Raw genomic sequence first — 20,568 nt, 5'->3', positions numbered from 1 at the left:
ACTCCTTTCATATCACGAAAGAGGCATTTTCACTTTGCCATAATGAAGTTCCTGGAGGTATCAGATCATCTATTCTCTTTTTAAACTCTTCGGGGACCTTTATTTCAGTTGCCTTAAGATAATCGTCTAAATGTTCCTCATGTTTTGGCCCTATTATTGGTGCCGTTATAACAGGATTTGACATAACCCACGCAAGAGAAAGCGCGGCCATCGAAGTGTTTAATTTCTTTGCGTATTTTTCTATCTCTTCTATGATTCTAAAACGTTGTTCTGCACTTTTGGCTTCAACTGCCATGTCTCTCCATTCCGGATGCTGTGCTGCTCTGCTGTCTTCTGGAGCGGGATTTCCCCTTTTGTACCTGCCGGCAAGCCACCCCCCGGCCAAAGGACTCCATGAGACAACACCAAGGCCAAAATGTTCGCACATTGGAAGTACACGGTTTTCGATCTGCCTTTCTATTATGCTGTAAGGTGGTTGTTCGGCAACGAATTTGACCAGATTTCTTTTATCGCTTATCCAAAGAGATTCGACTATCTGCCATGCCGGAAATGTAGATGTACCTATAAATCTCACATATCCTTTCTTTACAAGATAATCGAGTGCCTCGAGAGTTTCCTCGATGGGAGTTGATGGATCGGGCCTATGGATCCAGTAAAGGTCTATGTAATCGGTTTGGAGTCTTCTAAGGCTATTCTCCACTTCGTGAAGAATATGCTTTTTCCCATTTCCTCCGTCATTTGGACCCGGGCCCATTTTCCCATGAACCTTTGTCGCAAGTACCACGGAGTCCCTTCTATTCTTGAGAGCCTTTCCGACGATCTCTTCCGATATTCCATGGTTGTAAACGTTAGCCGTATCTATGAAATTTCCTCCCGCTTCTATGAACTTATCTATTATTTTTATGGAAGTCTTTTCATCTGTTGGATTTCCAAAATTCATCGTTCCAAGGCACAATTCCGAAACTTTTAATCCGGTCTTACCAAGATTTTTGTAATTCATAAAGTACCTCCTCAAAAAATTTCTCCATTTCCAAGTTTGAAATCGACAAGTTTCAACTTCTCGACTACCGGTAAATCGTAAGGACATCTTTCTTCGCATATTCCGCAATTGGTACAATCTTTATAGGTTTTATTGAGTTTTTTATAAGCCTCTTTTGCCTCATTTTGATTTCCATACCAGAAGGCAAGTCTTTCTCTGAGCGCGTAATCAGGCGCTTCGTGTGGTTTGTAATCTCTCATTTGCCTGTCGTACCAACCTTCATACTTGAAGATTGTCGGGATATCTATGCCCTCCGGACATGGCAGGCATTTGTTGCATAATCTGCAGACGTAATTACCGAGTTCTGGAGCTCTATAATACAGGTTGTCCATGGACTTTTGTGTCATGGGCTTAAAAGATTGAACTATGGATATATCCTTTAAAAGCATTTCTTCTGAATTGGATCCAACGACCATTGTGTCTATGTCCTGAGAGAGAGAATACCTCAGTGCATCCTCGACCGAACGATACAGATAGCCATCTGCGAAGGCCTTCATGCCAACAACTCCCATTCCACGAGATCTCGCGTAAGGAAGGAGTGTATCAAATGTGGAAGGGAAGTTGAATTTGTCGTAATAGTTAAACTGTGTCATGACAACGTCAAGATCCTGAGACTTCAAAACTTTCAGGGCATAATCCGGCAGGCCGTGAAAAGAAATTCCGATGGCCCTTACAAGTCCTTTTTTCTTTGCCTCAAGCACGTAATCGAGCGCCGATGGCCTCGATAACAAAGCATCTACATCCTTTTGGCTTGTGACGTGGTGCAAAAACAGAAGATCGAGATGGTCAGTTTGAAGATTTGATAGAGTTCTATCGATGAAAGTTCTGGCACCTTCGTAATCTCTCGCGTGACATTTGCTTGCCAGTACAACTTTTGATCTTCTTCCTTTGAGTGCGTATGCCATCTTTTTTTCAGATTCTCCGTCTCCATATTCAGCAGCAGTCTCGACGTAATTTCCGCCCGCTTCAAGATAAATATCCATCAATTTAGATACGAGTTCTTTTGAGATTTCAAGCATATGAAATCCACCAAGACCCAAAATCGACACTTCGATTCCGGTTTTACCCAACTTCCTCTTTTGCATCTTTATCACCTCTTTTAGGTAAAGTTGAACCCCTAACGATTAATGATGGAGAAAAAAGATACGATCTCGAACTTTCCTCTCCCTCGATCATCTTCAAAAGTGCTCGTGCTGCTGCCCTTCCCATTTCTTCAATCGGCTGGTGAATGGATGAAAGCGTAGGAGTCACAACCTCGCAAAGTTCTGTATCGTCAAAGCCTATTATTTTAAGATCCTGTGAAACCCGGATTCCCATTTCTTTTGCCGCCTTTAAAACTCCTATCGCGACGAGATCATTCATGCAAAAGGCCCCGTCGAATTTTTTTGATGACAAAACCTTTTTTGCCTTTTCGTATCCCGATCTTTCGTCATATCCAGTCGGAACTACGTAAGGTTGCATTCCCTTTCTGATGGCTTTTTTATAACCCTCTTTTCTCTGAATTGATACATCAAGATCGTCAAATCCACCAAAATGAATTATATTTGAGCAACCGATTTCAATAAGATGGTTCGTTGCAAGATAAGCGCCGTAGATGTTGTCCAACTTTATCGTGCTTATATTTGGTAGATTGTACTCTTTATCGAAGACCACGACGGGAATGTACTTCGAAATTTCAAATACGAAATCATCTTCGACATGTGAATTTCCCATTATTATTCCCTTTGCACCGTTGTCTCTAAGAAGAAGGGAGAGTTTCTTTTCTCTTTCGATGTCACGAAAAGAATTCATCAGTATCAAAAGCGCGCTATCTTTGAGTTCTGATTCTATTCCCATGGTGAGTTTTGAAAAGAAAGGATTCGATATATCAGGGACTACAAGGCCTACAGTGATAACGCCTTTTTTTGTCATACATTTGGCGTGATAATTTGGGACGTAGTGGAATTGGTTGGCAAGGTTGATTATTTCATTTCTTTTTTCGGCACTTACTCTTCCTTTCCCGCTCAAAACTCTCGAAACGGTGGAAACAGAAACCTTTGAGAGTTTGGCAATATCTCGCATTGTAGCCATTTTATCCCTCTGTGAGCAAACGTTTGCTCTATTATATCACATCGAGGGGACGGGATCAAAAAGAAAAATTCAAAACATTAAGGTGTAATAACAGATTAATGACTTAAACATCAAAGTTTAATGATAACAAAGTTTTATATTTACCTTTGTTATATATAATCTTCGCAAAATACCCAAAGCGGGAAAAATCTTTGCAAGGAGGTCGAAAGATGAGAAAAAGTTTGATATTTGTGGCAATCACGCTGATAGGGTTAACTGTCACATTTGGACAGGCAGTTGTAAATCCCAACACCTTTGTTTACGAAGAACCAGGTCCCTTTGTTTCACTCGATCCAGCATGGTGTTATGATACCGTCTCGGACGAGATTCTTATGCAGGTTTATGAGAATTTGATCCAGTACGATGGCACATCGACTGTCAATCTGTTGCCGATGTTATCCACCAACGTTCCATCAGTTGCCGACGGTACTATTCTCGATAACGGCACAACATACGTCTTCCACATAAGACAGGGTGTCTACTTCCACAACGGAGACATTCTGACTCCTGAGGATGTCGTCTACTCGCTTGAGAGGACAGTTATATTCGACAGGGCAGGCGGACCATCGTGGATGCTTGCAGGTCCATTGTTCCCGATGATAGATGGTCAGTATGTTTCGACAATAGTTCAGGTAGTCGCAAATGAACTTGGACTTAGCAATCCGCTCAATTACACGAGTCTGTCATCGTTAGGGATATTTGCAACCGGGACGAAGAATCCGTTGAATGACAAGTACAAGCAGGCACTCATCAACGCGTTTAATTTGCTTGCGAAAGACTTTGAGATCAAGGGAAATGATGTCATAATTCACCTTCCACAGCCATACGCTCCATTCCTTTACATACTCGCGGGACCCGTGTCGAACTGGTCTGCCATTCTCGACAAGAAATGGGCAGCCGATCACAACGCGTGGGACGGTGCGGCCGATGATTGGTGGTATTATCACAATCCGGAGCAAAGCAACGATCCTCTTGGGAACATAGAAAATGGAACGGGACCATACATGGTTCAATACATAACACCCGGGCGTGAGGTTGCACTGACAAGGTTTGACGAATACTGGCAGGGGCCTGCAAAGATCAAATACGCAGTTGTGAAGTACATAAATGAATTCACCACAAGTCTTCTCGATCTTCAAGCAGGACAGGCAGATGCGATAAGTGTTCCTTTGCAAAACCTTTCCGAAGTTCAGGGCGTAAATGGAGTCAATGTCGTTACTGGTCTTCCAACGCTCGGAGTCTACGGCATAGCCTTCCAGTGGAATATAGCCAGCCAGGGCAATCCATATATAGGGTCTGGCAAATTGGACGGTAACGGAATTCCGCCTGATTTCTTCTCCAATTTGGATGTCAGAAAGGCATTTGAATATCTCTTCCCATACAAACTGTTCATTCAGCAGGCTTTAAACGGTATGGCCCTTCAGCCTAACAGTGCCATAATAAAGGGATTGTTGGGATATGATCCATCTCTTCCAACGTACGATCAAAATCTTGAGAAGGCCGCAGAGTATTTCAAGAAGGCTTACAATGGTGAGTTGTGGCAAAAGGGCTTTAAATTTACGGCTGTCTATGATACCGGAGATACAACCCATCAACTCGCCCTTCAGGCTCTAAGTGATGCCGCAAGGAGGTTAAATCCTAAATTCCAGATAAATATCGTTGGAGAGTTGTGGTCAAATTATCTTGCAGATGAGATCTCTCAAAAACTTCCAATGTTCATAGCGATATGGTTTGCGGATTATCCAGATCCTTACGATTTTGCCGATGCGTTTTACGCTTCAACTGGTGCTTACAGTGCAAATTTTGGCCAAAATTACATAAATTTTGCCCAGAAAAATATGGATCCACTCGTCAACCAACTTATAAACACGATCGAGCCTTCACAGAGGGCAAAGATCGCACATCAATTGACCCAACTTGATTATGATAACGCGATCTACATATGGACAGATCAGCCAGAGGGCTACTGGGTTGCAAGATCTTGGGTCAAAGGATGGTATTACAACGCAGAGATTGCCGAGATGGGACCGTATTTCTACGTGCTTTCAAAGTAATAATTCGAATACTAAGGGGTGGCTTAATGCCACCCTTTTTATCATTTCTTGGGTTTAATCTGGTATAATTTCAAAAGAGGAGGCATTATGAATAACATTTCACATCTTGTCAAAAGTGAAGATTTGAACCATCATGGAACGTTGTTTGCTGGAAAGGTTGCCGAGTGGTTTGTTGAGGCTACATACATAGAAGCAAACCTCGCCTACAAACATCCAGAAAATCTTGTCTGTCTGAAGATACACGGTCTCAAATTCGTCAAGCCGATAAAAAGTGGGAGTATAGTCAACATCGAAACATCATTGGCCTATACGGGTCAAACAAGTATAATGGTTTACGGGAAGATATACAACGCTTTAAAGCCTGAGGATGTCATGGCCGAAGGATTTGTTACCTTTATCTCTGTAGATGAGGAAGGAAAAAAGCAGCCGCACAACATAAAATTCGTTCCACAAACAGAAGAAGAGAAAGTAATCTATCAGAAAGCGCTCGAGTTGAGAAAAAGTGAACTGGGACAATAGAAATATCGTGAATTACAAAGCAGAATTAGCCCTAAAAGTTGATTCCATTCTGACCGAAGGTCCTTCATGGGATGAGGACAAAGAGGTACTTTACTGGGTAGACATAGAAGGCAAAAAAGTTCATATCTTTAATCCTCAAAAGAAGGTAGACAAAGAGATCGCAGTTGATCAATACGTTGGCGCAGCCGTGCCCACAAAATCTGGAGAACTTTTACTTGCCATGAAGAATGGCTTTTATTTCTTAAATCTTGAAAACGGCCATCTGACATTCATCTCCAATCCAGAACAAAATAAGCCTTTCAATAGATTTAACGATGGAAAGTGCGACTGTGCAGGAAGGTTCTTTGCAGGCACTATGTCTTTAAATGAAACTGATCCAACTGGCGCTCTGTACTGCCTTGAAACGGACAGAAAGATCCGAAAAGTGTTGGAAAATGTAACGATCTCAAATGGTATAACATGGAGTCCGGACAACAGAACAATGTATTACATAGATTCACCGAACAAATGCGTTGACGCATTTGATTACGATCCAGAAGATGGAACTATTTCTAACAGAAGAACTATAATTGTCGTTGAAGACGGTGTTCCAGATGGAATGACCTCCGATTCTGAGGGAATGCTATGGATAGCCCACTGGGGTGGATGGCAGGTCTCAAGGTGGGATCCGTATAAAAGAAAGCAAATCGGATCGGTTAAACTTCCCGTAGAAAAAGTCTCATCCTGTGTATTCGGAGGTGCGGCTCTGGACGAGTTGTACATAACGACCGCAAGAAAGGGAAATGTTAAAGGCCAGCCCGATGCTGGTGGGATCTTTATCGTAAATCCCAACGTTAAAGGTATTCCAACCTATAAATATGGCAGATGATCTAACGGATTCGGGATAGGAGTAAAATATGTAAAAGAGGTGTTGCTTTGATCCCGAAATTCATCGAATTGTCCGAAGAAGAAAATGAAATTATCAGAAAATATTCATCTGTTCTTGAAAAAAGGGCAGATGCCTTTTCCGATAAATTTATCGAATGGCTAAAAACAAATGAAAGATTTTCTCACATCCTCGAAAAGTATCCTCACGATAAGATGAGAAAGGGAATATCTATAGGTTACAAAAGCATAATCGCACCTTCAAAAGGATGGGAAGAGAACCTTTCACATTTAAGTGAAGTACATTACGCGATAGGACTCTCTTCAGAAGATCTGATAGAGGTCTACGATATGTACTTCGATGACATCGGCATTGGAATAGAAGCACTCGAAATAGATCCATTCGAAAAGATGATGCTTAAATGTGCCATAAGAAAGCGCTTGGAGAAAGAAATGTTTAAGCACATAAATTCCTTTCAGGAATTTCAAAAGAGAATTCTTGAGGATCGTGAGAAGTTTTACAAAGCCATAACTGACATAAGCAAAATAATAAACGAATATGAGGACAATATCTCTTTGGAGAATATGCTTCGCGAGATAGCGACAATCGTTGTTTTAGACATTGATCTCGATCTTGTATGGATAGGGAATGCGAAGCCTCAGGACAAATGGATGAATATCATATCCTCCGCGGGAAAGGCGACGGGATATTTAAAAGACATAAAGATCTCACTTGATCCTTCAATTCCAGAGGGCAGAGGGCCAGCGGGAATTGCCCTTATGACGGGGAAACCTTACGTTTTGAATGATTTTAACGATCCTATCTTCAAACCATGGAAAGAAAGGGCAGATGCGTACAACCTTGGCGGGAGTGCAAATGTTTCATTCAAAACGCGTGATGGAACTATATGGAACATCTCTATGTACAACGAAAAGGGAAAGAAATTTCCGGAAAAGATAGAAGATCTCCTGACAGATCTTTCCATCGAGATAAGATTTCTCATAGAACATAGCAAAAAGGAAGAGGAGTTAAAAAAACTCAGGAATTACGAAAGGGCTCTCGTAAAAATCCAAAGATTGTTGATAAAAAATCCTCCTCCCGAGATGATTTACAATTCTGTTGTGAGAATAATAAATGCCTACACAGAAAATTCCCACACAGTCCATATAACCGTACCGGATCCGAATTCGGAATGGATGAAAACAGTTGCCGCGGCTGGAGAGGGAGCGAATATATTTCTTAATTCACGCCTCATTTCTACAGATCCGAAAAGATTTCCACAAGGCCAATTTTCGACTTCAAAATGTTTTAGGGAGGGCAGGGTTGTAATAATGAATCCGCAAAATGAGCCGCAATTTGCGAAGTTCTGGGAGATTCATCCAGAGTTGACTGTAAGATCGGTCGGCAGTTGGCCGATATTCGAAAAAGGGATCAAGACTCCTGTGGCGATTTTGACGATAGGAAGTCGCGATCCGGATTACTTCTCGGAAGACCTTATAACTCTTGTGGATCAGACCGTATCGAGCATAGAAATGGCGATAGATCAGTACAGATCGAAAGAGAAGATAGAGTGGATGGGCCTTCACGATCCTCTTACCGGCCTTCCAAACAGAAGTTTCTTCGAGCAATCATTCCAAAACGCGACCAAAAGGGCAGATCGAGAAAAAAAGCATCTCGGAATAGGCCTTATGGATATAGACAATTTTAAAGAATACAACGATACCTTTGGTCATATAGCGGGAGACGATCTTCTCAAAAAGATAGGATTTTCTCTTAGCATGATCTTAAGAGGTGGAGATGTCGCTGCAAGGCTTGGAGGAGATGAATTTATATTTCATGTCATCTTCGATGATCCCAAAGAATTAGATTCAATAACGGCGAGAATAAGGGAGAAATTGTCTTCGATAGATGATAAGATGATCATTTACTTCAGCATTGGATGGGCAATTTATCCGGTAGAATCGAAAGAACTTTACGAACTCATAAATATCGCGGATAAAAGAATGTACGAACAAAAGAGAATGGTAAAAAAGGACCTTTGAAAGGGAGGCTTAAAATGGAAATAACGGATGAACTTGTCGAACATCTTGAAAGACTTTCAAAGTTAAAATTGAGGGAAGAAGAGATAGAAAAAATGAAAAAGGATATGAAAGAGATACTCGAGTACATGAAATTGCTCGATGAGGTTGACGTAGAAGGATACAGCCCTCTCTTTACTCCGATAGAGGATCCAATGCGATTGAGAAAAGATGAACCTGTAACGGAGGACCCTTCAAAAATCCTCGAACTTGTTCCGAGGCTGAAAGGAGACTTTATCTCCGTTCCTTCCATATATGCAAAATAAAGGCAAGATGGGAGAAGATTTGGCAGCCGAATATTTAAAGTCGATTAAATACAAAATTGTACAGAGAAATTTCAGAACCCCGCTTGGGGAGATAGATATAATAGCCATAGACAAAGATTCTTTGGTTTTCGTCGAAGTTAAATACGGAAAAGAGGCGTATTTGAGGGTGAATAAGAAAAAGATGGAGAATATCTCTCATGCGGCCGATGCATTTTTAAAATACTTCGGAGATTTTGGAAGATCTAAATACAGGATAGATGTGATCTCGATTTCGGAAGATGGAAAGGTCAACCATTTCAAGGATGTATCGATGGATTTTGCTTAAGGAGGCTTTATGTATTTTACAAGATCGGAAATAAAATCGACGAAAATAAAGCGCTATTTCCAAAAGGACGGTCGGCATTTTGTTGAACTCGAAGAAAATCCTTTTTACGAGGACGGCGCCGGAGGCCAGATAGGCGATCGTGGATTCATAGATAGTGCAAGAGTTTTGTACGTTTCAGATCTCATCGAAGTCGACGGGCCTTTAAATGCTGGGTCAACTGTTGAGATAAAGATAGACTCTGAAAGGCGAAAAGAAATAGCGCGGCAACATACGGCACAGCACATAATTTCGGCCGTAATAGAAAAGCATTACGGAGCAAAGACGGTAGGATTTCACATGGGAGAAGAAGATACAACTATTGACTTGGATGGAACTTTCAACATCGAAGAGACGGAAAATTTCTCCAATGATATTGTGCTTTCAAATTTGAAGGTCGAAGAGATAATCTTAACTCCCGAGGAAGCATCGAAATACGAATTGAGAAAAGACCTTTCTGAAAAGGCAATCAAAAGTGGAAATGTTAGGCTTATAAAGATAGAAGATTTCGATCTTAACGCGTGTGGAGGATTTCACGTGGGATCGACATCTGAGATCGGGATAATAAAGATAACCCATTCCGAAAGGGTAAAGGGCGGATTGACAAGGATATGGTTTGTGGCAGGCAAGAGGGCTTTGAAAGATTATCAAATGAAATCTCAAGTGCTTTACGAAAGCGCCAAAATCTTTGATGCGTCATGGATGGATCTGAAGGCAAGGATACAAAAATCTCTCGATGATCTAAAAGAAAAAAATGCAACTCTCAAAAAAATGGCAGAAAAACTCGCTAATTACATATCGAAAGAGATACATCCATTTGAAATTTTGGAATTAGACGAGTCTGTTGCTTCATTTCTTACAAGAATAAGGCAAGATATACCATACGCTGTTAAAATATCGGGAACAAATAACGTCTCATTTTCTCTTCCAAACTATGACAGATCTAAGGTGATGGATACGGCAAAGATTTTGGGCATAAAAGGTGGAGGAAATGGCCCAATCTACAGATTTGCAACAGAAAACCCTGCCATTTTTATGGAAAAAATAAGAGAAGGGTGATTTAATCTTTGACGAAATTATTCTCAAGATACATTTTTTATGCATAAAATCTAAGTTGTCAAGTAAAGAAGATAAGTGATATAATTGCTTTTGTACTTCATTTTTTGGAGGCCATAATGATTGGATTTGTCAAGTATGGCGGAATATCTGCAAAATTATATGCACTATCCGGAAATCTTTTGAACGAGGATGATTACAAAAATCTTTTGAATCAAAAGAGTGTTCCAGATATAGTAAGGTACCTCCAGAGTACAAGAATGTATGCAGACACTCTTGGAAATATAAATGCTGATCAGGTACATAGAAGGGATCTTGAAAACCTCCTTGCAGAAGATCTTCTAAAAGACATGAAGAAGATCTTTTCATTCTTCGTGACATTCGACAGGAATTTCATGCACTTACTTTTTTACAGATATGAAATAGAGAATTTGAAGATCGCCATAAGAGGCGCTTTGAGCAAAGCGGAATCTGATATTGAAGAAATAAAGAAAAGATTTTTTGATCTTGGAGAAAGATCAACATTTGATCCTTTAAAGGTGCTTGGTGCAAAAAATCAGGATGAGATCTTGGACGCGCTCTCGGGAACTCCTTATCAGGAAGTCTTAAGGAATGCCTTTTCAAGTTATAAACAGACATCGCCGATAAATTTAATAGCGATAGTCGAAAATGCTTTGGATAGTTGGTTACTTTCAAAGATAATAAGCGCTTCTAAAAATCTCGGATCATCAGATCAGGCAATCGTAAAAGAAATTGAAGGAGAAAGGGCAGACATAACAGATATCGAATGGCTCTTACGTGTTAAAGCCTTTTACGATTTAAAACCAGAGGAGGCATACAACTCGCTTTTACCTTTCCATTTCAGATTGAGACCAGATCATTTGCACGCTATGTGTGATTCAAAGGGATTGAAGGAACTTGTAGACGTGATAAAAGAAGGACCTTATGCCAACGTTTACAAAGAGTTGACAGAGGAGAACGCTCTAAGCAAAATAACACTTCTTGGAAGAAGATATTTGAGATCAAAAGCAAAGGCATCGATAACAAAACTCGGCAATTTTTCGATAGCGACCTATTTCCATTATTTCTTGCTAAAGGAATTTGAAATAATGGATATATCCACAATTACAGAAGGTGTAAGATACGGTATAAAACCAGATGAGATAAGGGAAAGATTGGTAATAAGACTGTAAGGTGATAATATGGCAGTATCAAGGATGGACAACGTAACCTTCGTCGTTCCGAGGGAAAGAGTTGAAGATAACAATCTTAAGATAATAGAATCGGCCGCCTTTGAGCCACATTATGTGGAGGAAATTTTAGACGATGAAATAACTTCTTCACTTTTGAAGGTTCAATCTGAAAATCCGTACAGACAGGTTTACACGGAAATGACGAACTTTTTGAAAATGAGCGAATACAAGCCCCCTTTCGATGAAAAAGAAATAAATCTGTACGAACCAATAGATATAGACTCGATCGAAAAAAAGTTCAAATTAATGAACGAAGGCATAAGAAATTTTTTCAACAGGAAAAATGAACTCACAAAACAATTAAGAGACTACGAAAATGTACTTTTTCACGTTAATATACTGGCGAATTTAAAAATAGACCTTGGAGATCTCTCCCAGATAGACAGAATAAAATTGATCTTTGGAAGGGTCCCGATAAGAAATTACGAAAACTTAATAGAATCTTCTTTAAAAGATCCTATCCTCATCCTCGAAGTAAACAGAGATAGAGACAATTCGTGGCTTTTCGTCTTCACATCTCCAGACTTTGATGAGACGGCAAGAAAGATTCTCCAGTCGGCCTATTTTGAAGAAGACGTTCTTCCAATAGATTATAAGGGCACACCGAAAGAGGTCAAATCGAGGATCGAGTCTTTGATAGAAATAACGAAGATATCCATAAATGAAAATGACTTTGCGATAAAAAAGGTGCTTTACTCGAACAAAGAATTCATAGACAAATATTATCCCATAATTCTTGGCCACAAAAGAGTGTACGATCTTCATGCTTTTTCAAGTTCTACGGGCGCACTTTACCTTCTTAACGGCTGGATGCCGTCTAAAGAGGCCAAAAAATTTTCTGAAACAACTGAAGAAGATGTTTTAATGTTGAATGAGTCTGCCGAGAAAATATCTAAACAAAAGAAAATCGAAGTGCCTGTAAAAATAGAAAATAGAGGTGGATGGCTAAGAGGCTTTGAATTCGTGACAAAGATGTTTGGAATACCTTCTTACGGTGAGATAGATCCCACTCCATTTGTCGCGGCCTTTTTCACCTTCATGTTCGGATTCATGCTTGGAGATATCGGTCACGGTGCAATTCTTTTCCTATTTGGATATCTCATGTACAAAAGAGGTTCAAAACAATTTGGAACTGTAATGATGAGTGCCGCTTCGGCCTCTATCTTCTTTGGATTCATGTACGGATCGGTCTTTGGATTTGAATGGTTACCTGCCATCTGGCTAAGACCGATAATTCAGATAAATCAATTAATGATCGTTGGCATATATTACGGAATCGGAATGATAAGTTTTGGAATGATCCTTAACATAATAAATGGTTTTAGGCAAAGAAACTGGGAAAAGGCGCTCTTCTCTCCCGAAGGAATAGCCGGACTTGTCTTTTACTGGCCGGCCGTTATTGCCGTCTCCTTTTACCTTTTCGAAGGTAAAGTTCCTTACATGAATTTGATCATAATCCTGATAATAGTGAGCCTCATTGCCATGTTGCTCAAAAAGCCATTAGGCCAGATCGTGGCCGGAGAAAAGATAAATCTCGGAGAAGGATTCTGGGTCGAGACTGGTTTCGGCATGTTCGATACCTTGATATCATTTTTGAGTAACGCGATATCTTACGTCAGGTTGGCTGCCTTTGCCTTAACACATGAAGCCCTGTTCGAAGCCTTCTGGATAACGACACTTATGGTCCTTCCAGCAAGAGGTGGAGACATTTGGGCCATCCTTATCTTTTTGATGGGACAGTTGATACTCGTAGGACTTGAGGGCCTTGTTGTTTTCATTCAGAGTCTGAGGTTAACTTATTACGAGTTCTTTACCAAATTCTTTGAGGCTGGTGGACGAGAGTTCCGTCCATTCACATTTTCTGAAGAAAAAAGAGTTTGATATATTTGAAAGGAGGATGTTTTAATGACAATATCTGTCGCATTGATGACCGTAGTTATAGCAACGACTATCGTATTAGGAATAATCTTAACGAGCAAGAGAGTCATGAAAAAAATTCCGTCTCCCGTCAAGGTTGGAAAGGGAATTCTCGGCGTCAACATGGGATCTGTAATAACCTTTGGCCTTATAGCCCTGCTTTCCATGATACCCGATGGTCATGCGCTTGCTGCCACAACCGCAGCGGCTACGTCGACGACTGTAAGTAATGGTGTCGGTCTTGGCCTTCTTGGTGCAGGATTATCCACCGGTCTTGCGTCTATCGGTGCGGGTATAGGTGTGGGTATCGCCGGAGCGGCTGGAATAGGTGCTATAAGCGAAAAGCCTGAAATGCTGGGAAGAACATTGATATACGTAGGTCTTGCCGAAGGAGTCGCGATATACGGTTTGATAATCTCAATAATGATCCTCGGTAGAATTTAAAAAGGCGGTAGAAGCCGCCTTTTTCAATCTAATTCTAATTTCATGAATTGTGATTTTACCCCTTTTATAAGATTAAGTTTTCTGTTCAACTCTGCATTTTGCTCGTCAGTTCCAACTAGTTCCAGGATCAAAAGGCCTTCATCTGAACAATTGTCGAGTACTCCATCGTGAATTCCGAGACGCGTCTTTATTATGCATCCCCAGCCGGTTAAAATCTTCTGCACCTGATCTGTAGTTTCTTTTCTGTTTTTTATGAGTATAGCCATCACAGTTTTGCCTTTATTCATGGTGAGATACCTCCTTTCTGGAATTCAAGTGAATTATATCACAATATTTTTGCTTTTTGCCACTCGAGAAAATAATGGTAAAATCTTTATATGAGGAGGGATAAAATGCGAGGTTATTACAGATTTCCACATATTCACGAAGAAAAGATCGTTTTTGTTTGCGAAGATGACATATGGCTTACAGATGTAAATGGAAAAACTCCGAAGCGCCTTACATCCAATCTTGGTGAGGTAACGACACCTTATTTTTCAACAGACGGGAAATGGATAGCCTTTGTAGGCCGTGAAGAGGGAAATCCAGAGGTGTACGTTATACCATCGTCCGGAGGAAAAGAAAAACGGGTTACGTATCTTGGAAGTAGTACATGCGCGATTGTCGGATGGAACAAAGGAAGGATAATTTTTGCAACCAATTATGCACAGCCTTTCAAAAGAATAACAGAATTGTGGGAAGTAGACATCGATGGCAATAACCTTGAAAAACTTCCTTACGGGTACGCAAGAAATGTGAGTTTTGGAAAGGGAGTAGTTATTGGAAGAAACACGGCCGATCCTGCAACGTGGAAAAGGTACAAAGGAGGTCGTGCCGGAGAGATACTGATAAGTTTAGACGGGAAAAATTTCAATAAGTTGATAAATTTAAATGGAAATTTCGCAAATCCAATGTGGATAGGAGAGAGAATCTATTTTGTCTGCGATCACGAAGGAATAGGGAATATCTATTCCTGCCTTCCGGATGGAAGTGATCTTAGGAAACATACAAATCATGCCGATTTTTACGTAAGGAATGCTTCTACGGATGGCAAAAATATAGTTTACCATAGCGGTGGAGACCTTTACATCTTGGACGTAAAAAAAGATGAAATTTTACAGATACCTATAGATCACGAGGGACCGAGAATTCAGACTAATAGGAAATTTGTTGATGCGGCAAAATATTTGGAAGATTTCGACATATCTTCAGATGGAAAGTATTTGGTTGTAAATTCAAGGGGAAAGTCTGTTTCCTTGGCGAATTGGGAAGGACCTGTAATTTACCATGGTAAAAATGGCGTACGGTACAGACTGAGTAGATATCTTTCAAATGAAAGGATCGTCTTTGCAAGTGACGACGGAAATGAAGATCACATAGAAATAATCGATTTGAACGATCCCCAGGATCCAAAGAAAATAAATGTGGAGACAGGCAGACCTGTCGAAATAAAAGTTTCGCCAAAATCAAATGAAATAGTTTTATCCAACCATAAAAATGAACTTATGTGGATCGATCTTGAAAGTGCAAAATCCAAAGTTATAGACAGAAACGCTTACTCCCCGATAAACGGTTTCAACTGGTCTTCAGACGGAAGATGGATAGCCTATGCCTGCAACATAAACAGAACTCAATCAATTATAAAGGTATATGATACCAAATCCGGCGAAACCCATGAAATCACAAAGCCAGTCCTCAAAGACATGATGCCGGTCTTCGATCCGCTTGGAAGATACCTTTACATAATTTCTTTGCGTGTCTTCAATCCAGTCTATGACAAAATGCACTTCGCGCTGGGCTTTCCAAAGGGAATGAGACCGTACCTTATAACTTTGAGAAAAGACCTTCAGTCTCCATTTGTTCCGCTACCAAAAGGGTTTAAAGAAGATAAAAAATCTGAAGAAACAAAAGATGTATTTATAGATTTTGACGGAATAAAGGATAGAATAGTACCATTTCCGGTAGAAGAGGGCATATACACGAATATAGGCGCGACGAAGGACAGAATCTTTTATACCTCTTTACCTGTTGAAGGTGCTATTGATGATATTTTCAGTTTGGAATTGCCGGCAAATGCGACGTTGAAATACTTTGATCTTACGGATCTCGAAGAAAAGACCTTCCTTGATCATGTGTCTAACTTCAAAATTTCCCAAGATGGTTCGGCAATGATCGTAAGAATAAAAAACAGAATAAGAGTTTTATCAACATCCGCGGAAGTGCCAAAAGAAGAAACGGTGGGAAGGAAGGGCGGATTGATAGATCTGACACGAATAAAAATTTCCGTTGATCCCATTCTCGAATGGCAGCAGATGCTCAAAGAAGCATGGAGACTTCAGAGAGATTATTTCTGGCGTGAAGACATGTCCGGTGTTGAATGGAAAAGGATTCTCGACAAATATTATCCTCTCGTTGAAAGGATATCATCGAGAAGCGAATTTTCGGATCTAATCTGGGAAATGCAGGGAGAACTTGGCACGTCTCACGCTTACGAACTTGGCGGAGATTACAGACCGAGACCTGAATATAAAATGGGATTTCTTGGCGCCGACGTGATTTACGATTCTGAATTTGATGCTTATAAAATTTCTCGGATAATAGATGGCGATCCGTGGACCGAATACGCGCCCCCGATCAAAAGGCCCGGAGTGAATGTAAAGGAAGGGGATCTTTTGATTGCCATAAATGGACAAAAATTGTCGAGAGAATTTTCTCCCGGGATGGCTCTTGTTAACATGGCAAATCAGGAAGTCCAGTTGACGATTAAAGGTGAAGATGTAAAAAATGTCTGGATAAAAGTTATCGGCGATGATACACCTTTAAGGTACAGAGAATGGGTCGAAAAAAACAGAAGATACGTTTATCAAAAAACTAATAATCGTGTCGGCTATATTCATATTCCTGACATGATGGCATTAGGCTACGCCGAATTTCACAGATACTTCCTTGCCGAACTCGACAAAGAAGGATTGATCGTGGATGTAAGATTCAACAGTGGAGGAGAAGTTTCTCAATTACTGCTTGAAAAACTGGCAAGAAAAAGAATAGGATATGATTCCACAAGATGGATGGGTGCTCAACCGTATCCGACGGATTCACCTTACGGGCCGGTAATAGCAGTCACAAATGAGTATGCGGGGTCAGACGGAGATATATTCAGCCATGCCTTCAAACTCATGAAGATAGGAAAACTCATCGGGAGAAGAACATGGGGTGGAGTAATAGGAATATGGCCAAGAAACTGGCTTGTTGACGGAACGATAACGACCCAACCGGAAATGTCTTTTTGGTTTACGGATGTCGGATGGGGTGTTGAAAATTACGGGACAGATCCTGACATAGAGGTCGATATTTTGCCGCAAGACATAGCAAATGGACGTGATCCCCAACTTGATAAGGCAATAGAAGAAATAATCAAGGAGATAGATCAAAATTCTCCAATCAAACCATTTGAAAGTCGAGTTGATAAATTTTGAAAAGTAAGCGCACCAAAGCGGAATTGTTCAAAATAATCGCGGAAATTGCCGCCGGAATTGTACTTGTGATACTTTTTGGCTTTCTTACAGACAGAATTCTTACGGAGTTCTTCCCGAAATACAAGGTATATGAACCATTGATAAATGAAAGTGTCAGATCGATAATAGTCGTTGTCATAGGATTCATGGTTACAAGTACGCTCATAAAATACATAGAACGAAAAATGGAGTCCAGAAAAGAATCTTATGGTGTCGTAACCATGGTGGTAAGAATAGCGATGTACATCGTCATAATAGCAATAGTGCTTTCTATTTTCCAAATAAGCATAACGGGTGTTCTGGCTGGCAGCACAATAGGTGGCGTTATACTCGGTTTCGCAGTTCAGACTGTCGCATCGAATTTTTTGTCCGGCGTCTTTGCCACCTCTTCACGAACGATAAAATATGGTGATGTGATAGGCATAAATTCATGGATATGGGGAAATCAGACGGTTGGAAAGGTTGTGGACATAAAGACTTTCTTCTCCAAGGTTATCACAAAAGATAAAAACTTTATATCGATACCAAATTCTGCCCTTATGGGAAACAGTGTCCTCACAGAATATAAAATCGGCGATGAAACTTACTACACCTATCCTTTGAGTATAACAACTTATGCAGACGTGCCTTCAGATAAGATTATAGACGGCGTGAAAAAAATTCTCAATGATGTGGATATTTACCTTAATACGAAATCTGGAATGACAAATGTGTTTTTGGTCCTTTTTAAATTTCACGGTATAGAAGAACTGAACAAAAAAATGGATGAGATAAACCTTGCCTTTGACAATGTGTACTGGAGAATAAGATCCGCTTCATACGTCTACGGCAATCAGATATTCTTCCAATTGAAAGACAAAGATGGTTTTTATCTTTATCCGTTGAATGTTACATTGAATTCAGACGTTCAGGCAGAAAAAATCTTATCATACGTGAATAAATCAAAACCCGAACTGGATGTCTATCTTTCAAACAAAAATGGATCGACAAATGTCTTTAGCGCCATTATAAAGTACAAAGACATCGAAGAGATACCGAATTTGATAAACGAAGTAAATCTTCTCTTTGATACGGCTTACAATTCGGAAAAGGTGTAAAATGTTTGGTGAGGTGAAAGATGTAAGTGAAAATAGAATTAACGAGTCTATCAATAATTTGGGTGATGTGATAGTATGGCATTATAATCGAGTATTTACAGTGACTTCCATTCCGAGTTTCGAAATAATTTTGGATACCAAATCTATACGTGGATTAACCCTTCCAGATTCGATTTGAGATATTTTCTGCTGAGTTAGGCCGATTTTTTTTCGCTAATTCTCTTTGAGTAAGATGGTTTTTCATTCCGTATTCAATTAGAGCTTCTATGAACTTATATTTAAGTTCGAGAGAATCATAAATATCTCTAATTTCTGGATGATTTTTTAAAACACGCTCTTTTTCGTTATCGAATGAATATAACTTGACTTTACCTTTGTTCATATATCTATAAAATGCCAGTGTTTCCTTTGTAAATAAAATAGAATATCCGGCATACATTATTTTATCTTCTTTTCTTGAACTTTCAGATAAATCAATGAGTTTCTTATGAAATGCCTTATCGTAAAAGATTTTTATCTTCATAATTTTATTATACACCGTTTTCTATGTAAAATTGCGTTAATTCTAATGAGTGAAATTCTCACTGAAATAATGCCTAACCAGTAATTTTGTAGTTAGCCTTAGAGATATTCAGATAATTAAGCATAGGCGAATAAAATAAATTTTATTCAACATAATTTATTCCACAATCGCGATTTGGATGTCCATAACATTTGTGCCCGTTGGGCCTGTCACGATTGAAAGATTGATTTTATCAAAGAAATTAAAAGAATCATTTCTTGAAAGAAATTCTTTCGGATCAAGGTTAAAGGATTTTGCCATCTCAAATGTTTTACCATCTACAATGGCACCGTCTGCGGGTGAATTTCCGTCTATGCCATCTGTACCGAAAGATGCAAAGGTTATCTTTTTGTCCTTTGTAATCTCGACCATTGCAAGAGCCATCTCCTGATTACGTCCTCCAAGGCCATTCCCTTTCACATTCACCGTGGTCTCTCCACCGCTTATGATGGCCACAGGCTTTTTAAGATCGGAACTTCCTCTTTCTATTTCCGTGTAAATGCCACCAAGTACCCGCGCGACCTCGCGTGCTTCTCCTTGAATTGAGGATCCCAAATAAAAAGAATCGTATCCCGCATCTTTTAAAAACCTTCTCGCATTCTCGCATGCATCTTTGTTCGATGCGATTATCACATGATCTACATCTTTTCGAGGCACGACATCATCTTTTTGAAATGAAGGGACTTTGATTTTGTACTTTTCCATAATGGCAATTGCATCTTCTGTATTTACGCTTTGCGGGTAAGTTGGCCCTGAGGCTATCGTTGAGAGATCGTCTCCGACGACATCCGAAATCACAAAGGATACAATTCGCGCTTTCGTAAATCCCGACATTTTTCCGCCTTTAACGTACGAAAGTGCTTTCCTAACGGTATTCAATTCGTAGATGTCGGCACCCGATCTCATAAGTTGTTTTGTGATTTCGTTTAGAATTTCAAGATCTACCTTTGGATATTCAAAAAGTGCTGATCCACCTCCAGATATCGCAAAAATCACGAGGTCTTCGTCAGTTGCAGATCGTATTATTTCTATCGCCCTTTTTGCGGCTTTGACGCTTTCTCTATTCGGAAAAGGATGGCCACCTTGAAAATATTCGATTTTGCCATTTTCAGGCAAGGTATCTTCATTTGTAGACACAACGCCGGCACTTATTTCAAAAACCTCTGAGATGGCCTTTGCCATTCCCAAAGAGGCCTTTCCGAATGCCACAAGAAAATTCTTTTTCCCCGGTCTGACAGTACACTTTTCCTTTGTAATTTTGTACGGATCAACCGATCTTATCGTTTTCAAAACGATTTCTTTCAAAATTTGAATATCCATTTGTTCTATTTTACAACACTATGCATTTATCTGATGCGATCTTTTGAACTTTTATACATATTTTTAATGTCAAA

19 protein-coding genes are annotated in these 20,568 nt (G+C 39.9%); 12 read left to right on the top strand and 7 right to left on the bottom strand.

Translation table 11 applies throughout. The features are described from left to right. Window positions 1-7: 7 nt before the first annotated feature. Genes ATHSA_RS01355 through ATHSA_RS01345 form a run of 3 tightly spaced genes read right to left on the bottom strand, consistent with a single transcriptional unit; the run spans window position 8 to window position 3,109 of the window. Window positions 8-1,000, bottom strand: coding sequence for an aldo/keto reductase (locus ATHSA_RS01355; RefSeq protein WP_161847400.1), 993 nt, complete (start codon window positions 998-1,000; stop codon window positions 8-10). 11 nt (window positions 1,001-1,011) lie between these two features. Next, entirely contained in the window at window positions 1,012-2,124 is a 1,113-nt protein-coding gene (locus ATHSA_RS01350) for an aldo/keto reductase (RefSeq protein WP_161847399.1), read from the bottom strand. Further along, a complete protein-coding gene (locus tag ATHSA_RS01345; protein ID WP_161847398.1) occupies window positions 2,102-3,109 on the bottom strand; it encodes a LacI family DNA-binding transcriptional regulator in 1,008 nt (335 codons plus the stop codon). The genes ATHSA_RS01350 and ATHSA_RS01345 overlap by 23 nt, the downstream gene beginning before the upstream one ends. Window positions 3,110-3,318: 209 nt before the next feature. On the opposite strand from ATHSA_RS01345, the gene ATHSA_RS01340 reads away from it, so the two are divergent. The 10 genes from ATHSA_RS01340 to ATHSA_RS01295 all read left to right on the top strand — a co-directional run bounded on the left by ATHSA_RS01340 (window position 3,319) and on the right by ATHSA_RS01295 (window position 13,961). Beyond that, a complete protein-coding gene (locus tag ATHSA_RS01340; RefSeq protein WP_161847397.1) occupies window positions 3,319-5,202 on the top strand; it encodes an ABC transporter substrate-binding protein in 1,884 nt (627 codons plus the stop codon). Window positions 5,203-5,289: 87 nt separating this feature from the next. Beyond that, window positions 5,290-5,721 (top strand): acyl-CoA thioesterase, encoded by a 432-nt coding sequence (locus ATHSA_RS01335; RefSeq protein WP_161847396.1) that lies wholly within the window; start codon window positions 5,290-5,292, stop codon window positions 5,719-5,721. Beyond that, complete coding sequence (locus ATHSA_RS01330; RefSeq protein WP_197739186.1) at window positions 5,705-6,589, top strand: SMP-30/gluconolactonase/LRE family protein; 885 nt, start codon at window positions 5,705-5,707, stop codon at window positions 6,587-6,589. Before ATHSA_RS01335 ends, ATHSA_RS01330 begins: the two co-directional genes overlap by 17 nt. 47 nt (window positions 6,590-6,636) lie before the next feature. Continuing rightward, window positions 6,637-8,628 (top strand): sensor domain-containing diguanylate cyclase, encoded by a 1,992-nt coding sequence (locus tag ATHSA_RS01325; RefSeq protein WP_161847395.1) that lies wholly within the window; start codon window positions 6,637-6,639, stop codon window positions 8,626-8,628. Window positions 8,629-8,642: 14 nt separating this feature from the next. Then, window positions 8,643-8,930, top strand: a complete 288-nt coding sequence (gatC, locus tag ATHSA_RS01320; RefSeq protein WP_161847394.1) for an Asp-tRNA(Asn)/Glu-tRNA(Gln) amidotransferase subunit GatC — start codon at window positions 8,643-8,645, stop codon at window positions 8,928-8,930. Continuing rightward, window positions 8,920-9,255: a YraN family protein gene (locus ATHSA_RS01315; protein ID WP_232060102.1), complete on the top strand. Its 336-nt coding sequence runs from the start codon at window positions 8,920-8,922 to the stop codon at window positions 9,253-9,255. The genes gatC and ATHSA_RS01315 overlap by 11 nt, the downstream gene beginning before the upstream one ends. A gap of 9 nt (window positions 9,256-9,264) precedes the next feature. Further along, complete coding sequence (locus ATHSA_RS01310; protein ID WP_161847392.1) at window positions 9,265-10,350, top strand: alanyl-tRNA editing protein; 1,086 nt, start codon at window positions 9,265-9,267, stop codon at window positions 10,348-10,350. A 116-nt stretch (window positions 10,351-10,466) separates the two neighbouring features. Further along, entirely contained in the window at window positions 10,467-11,540 is a 1,074-nt protein-coding gene (locus tag ATHSA_RS01305) for a V-type ATPase subunit (protein WP_161847391.1), read from the top strand. Window positions 11,541-11,549: 9 nt separating this feature from the next. After that, complete coding sequence (locus ATHSA_RS01300) at window positions 11,550-13,481, top strand: V-type ATP synthase subunit I (protein ID WP_161847390.1); 1,932 nt, start codon at window positions 11,550-11,552, stop codon at window positions 13,479-13,481. Between the two features lie 24 nt (window positions 13,482-13,505). Then, window positions 13,506-13,961, top strand: a complete 456-nt coding sequence (locus tag ATHSA_RS01295; protein ID WP_161847389.1) for an ATP synthase subunit C — start codon at window positions 13,506-13,508, stop codon at window positions 13,959-13,961. A gap of 23 nt (window positions 13,962-13,984) precedes the next feature. On the opposite strand, the gene ATHSA_RS01290 is transcribed toward ATHSA_RS01295, so the two are convergent. Beyond that, complete coding sequence (locus ATHSA_RS01290; RefSeq protein WP_161847388.1) at window positions 13,985-14,248, bottom strand: hypothetical protein; 264 nt, start codon at window positions 14,246-14,248, stop codon at window positions 13,985-13,987. A gap of 105 nt (window positions 14,249-14,353) precedes the next feature. Between ATHSA_RS01290 and ATHSA_RS01285 the strand changes: the two genes are divergently transcribed. Further along, window positions 14,354-17,476, top strand: a complete 3,123-nt coding sequence (locus ATHSA_RS01285) for a S41 family peptidase (RefSeq protein ID WP_161847387.1) — start codon at window positions 14,354-14,356, stop codon at window positions 17,474-17,476. Continuing rightward, window positions 17,473-18,612, top strand: coding sequence for a mechanosensitive ion channel family protein (locus ATHSA_RS01280; protein ID WP_161847386.1), 1,140 nt, complete (start codon window positions 17,473-17,475; stop codon window positions 18,610-18,612). Before ATHSA_RS01285 ends, ATHSA_RS01280 begins: the two co-directional genes overlap by 4 nt. A gap of 81 nt (window positions 18,613-18,693) precedes the next feature. Here ATHSA_RS01280 and ATHSA_RS10265 read toward each other — a convergent pair whose 3' ends face one another. From ATHSA_RS10265 to ATHSA_RS01265, 3 genes are all read right to left on the bottom strand, one after another. Continuing rightward, a complete protein-coding gene (locus ATHSA_RS10265) occupies window positions 18,694-18,786 on the bottom strand; it encodes a hypothetical protein (protein ID WP_408626218.1) in 93 nt (30 codons plus the stop codon). Continuing rightward, the gene (locus ATHSA_RS01270) at window positions 18,767-19,135 is read right to left on the bottom strand and encodes a hypothetical protein (protein WP_161847385.1); all 369 of its coding nucleotides are present in this window, start codon (window positions 19,133-19,135) and stop codon (window positions 18,767-18,769) included. The genes ATHSA_RS10265 and ATHSA_RS01270 overlap by 20 nt, the downstream gene beginning before the upstream one ends. Window positions 19,136-19,291: 156 nt before the next feature. Next, the gene (locus ATHSA_RS01265; RefSeq protein WP_161847384.1) at window positions 19,292-20,479 is read right to left on the bottom strand and encodes a glycerate kinase type-2 family protein; all 1,188 of its coding nucleotides are present in this window, start codon (window positions 20,477-20,479) and stop codon (window positions 19,292-19,294) included. Between the last annotated feature and the right edge of the window lie 89 nt (window positions 20,480-20,568).

The sequence above is a fragment of the Athalassotoga saccharophila genome (assembly GCF_009936215.1).
Taxonomy (GTDB): domain Bacteria; phylum Thermotogota; class Thermotogae; order Mesoaciditogales; family Mesoaciditogaceae; genus Athalassotoga; species Athalassotoga saccharophila.
The sequence above is the reverse complement of the archived record's forward strand: the minus strand, read 5'-3'. Positions and strand labels throughout refer to the sequence as shown.

What these genes read in the sequence shown, in the direction of transcription:
- ATHSA_RS01350 (WP_161847399.1), bottom strand. Translation starts at nt 2,124, where the DNA reads ATGCAAAAGAGGAAGTTGGGTAAAACCGGAATCGAAGTGTCGATTTTG.
- ATHSA_RS01315 (WP_232060102.1), top strand. Translation starts at nt 8,920, where the DNA reads ATGCAAAATAAAGGCAAGATGGGAGAAGATTTGGCAGCCGAATATTTA.
- ATHSA_RS01305 (WP_161847391.1), top strand. Translation starts at nt 10,467, where the DNA reads ATGATTGGATTTGTCAAGTATGGCGGAATATCTGCAAAATTATATGCA.
- ATHSA_RS01300 (WP_161847390.1), top strand. Translation starts at nt 11,550, where the DNA reads ATGGCAGTATCAAGGATGGACAACGTAACCTTCGTCGTTCCGAGGGAA.
- ATHSA_RS01285 (WP_161847387.1), top strand. Translation starts at nt 14,354, where the DNA reads ATGCGAGGTTATTACAGATTTCCACATATTCACGAAGAAAAGATCGTT.
- ATHSA_RS01355 (WP_161847400.1), bottom strand. Translation starts at nt 1,000, where the DNA reads ATGAATTACAAAAATCTTGGTAAGACCGGATTAAAAGTTTCGGAATTG.
- ATHSA_RS01310 (WP_161847392.1), top strand. Translation starts at nt 9,265, where the DNA reads ATGTATTTTACAAGATCGGAAATAAAATCGACGAAAATAAAGCGCTAT.
- ATHSA_RS01295 (WP_161847389.1), top strand. Translation starts at nt 13,506, where the DNA reads ATGACAATATCTGTCGCATTGATGACCGTAGTTATAGCAACGACTATC.
- ATHSA_RS01340 (WP_161847397.1), top strand. Translation starts at nt 3,319, where the DNA reads ATGAGAAAAAGTTTGATATTTGTGGCAATCACGCTGATAGGGTTAACT.
- ATHSA_RS01345 (WP_161847398.1), bottom strand. Translation starts at nt 3,109, where the DNA reads ATGGCTACAATGCGAGATATTGCCAAACTCTCAAAGGTTTCTGTTTCC.
- ATHSA_RS01270 (WP_161847385.1), bottom strand. Translation starts at nt 19,135, where the DNA reads ATGAAGATAAAAATCTTTTACGATAAGGCATTTCATAAGAAACTCATT.
- ATHSA_RS01290 (WP_161847388.1), bottom strand. Translation starts at nt 14,248, where the DNA reads ATGAATAAAGGCAAAACTGTGATGGCTATACTCATAAAAAACAGAAAA.
- gatC (WP_161847394.1), top strand. Translation starts at nt 8,643, where the DNA reads ATGGAAATAACGGATGAACTTGTCGAACATCTTGAAAGACTTTCAAAG.
- ATHSA_RS01335 (WP_161847396.1), top strand. Translation starts at nt 5,290, where the DNA reads ATGAATAACATTTCACATCTTGTCAAAAGTGAAGATTTGAACCATCAT.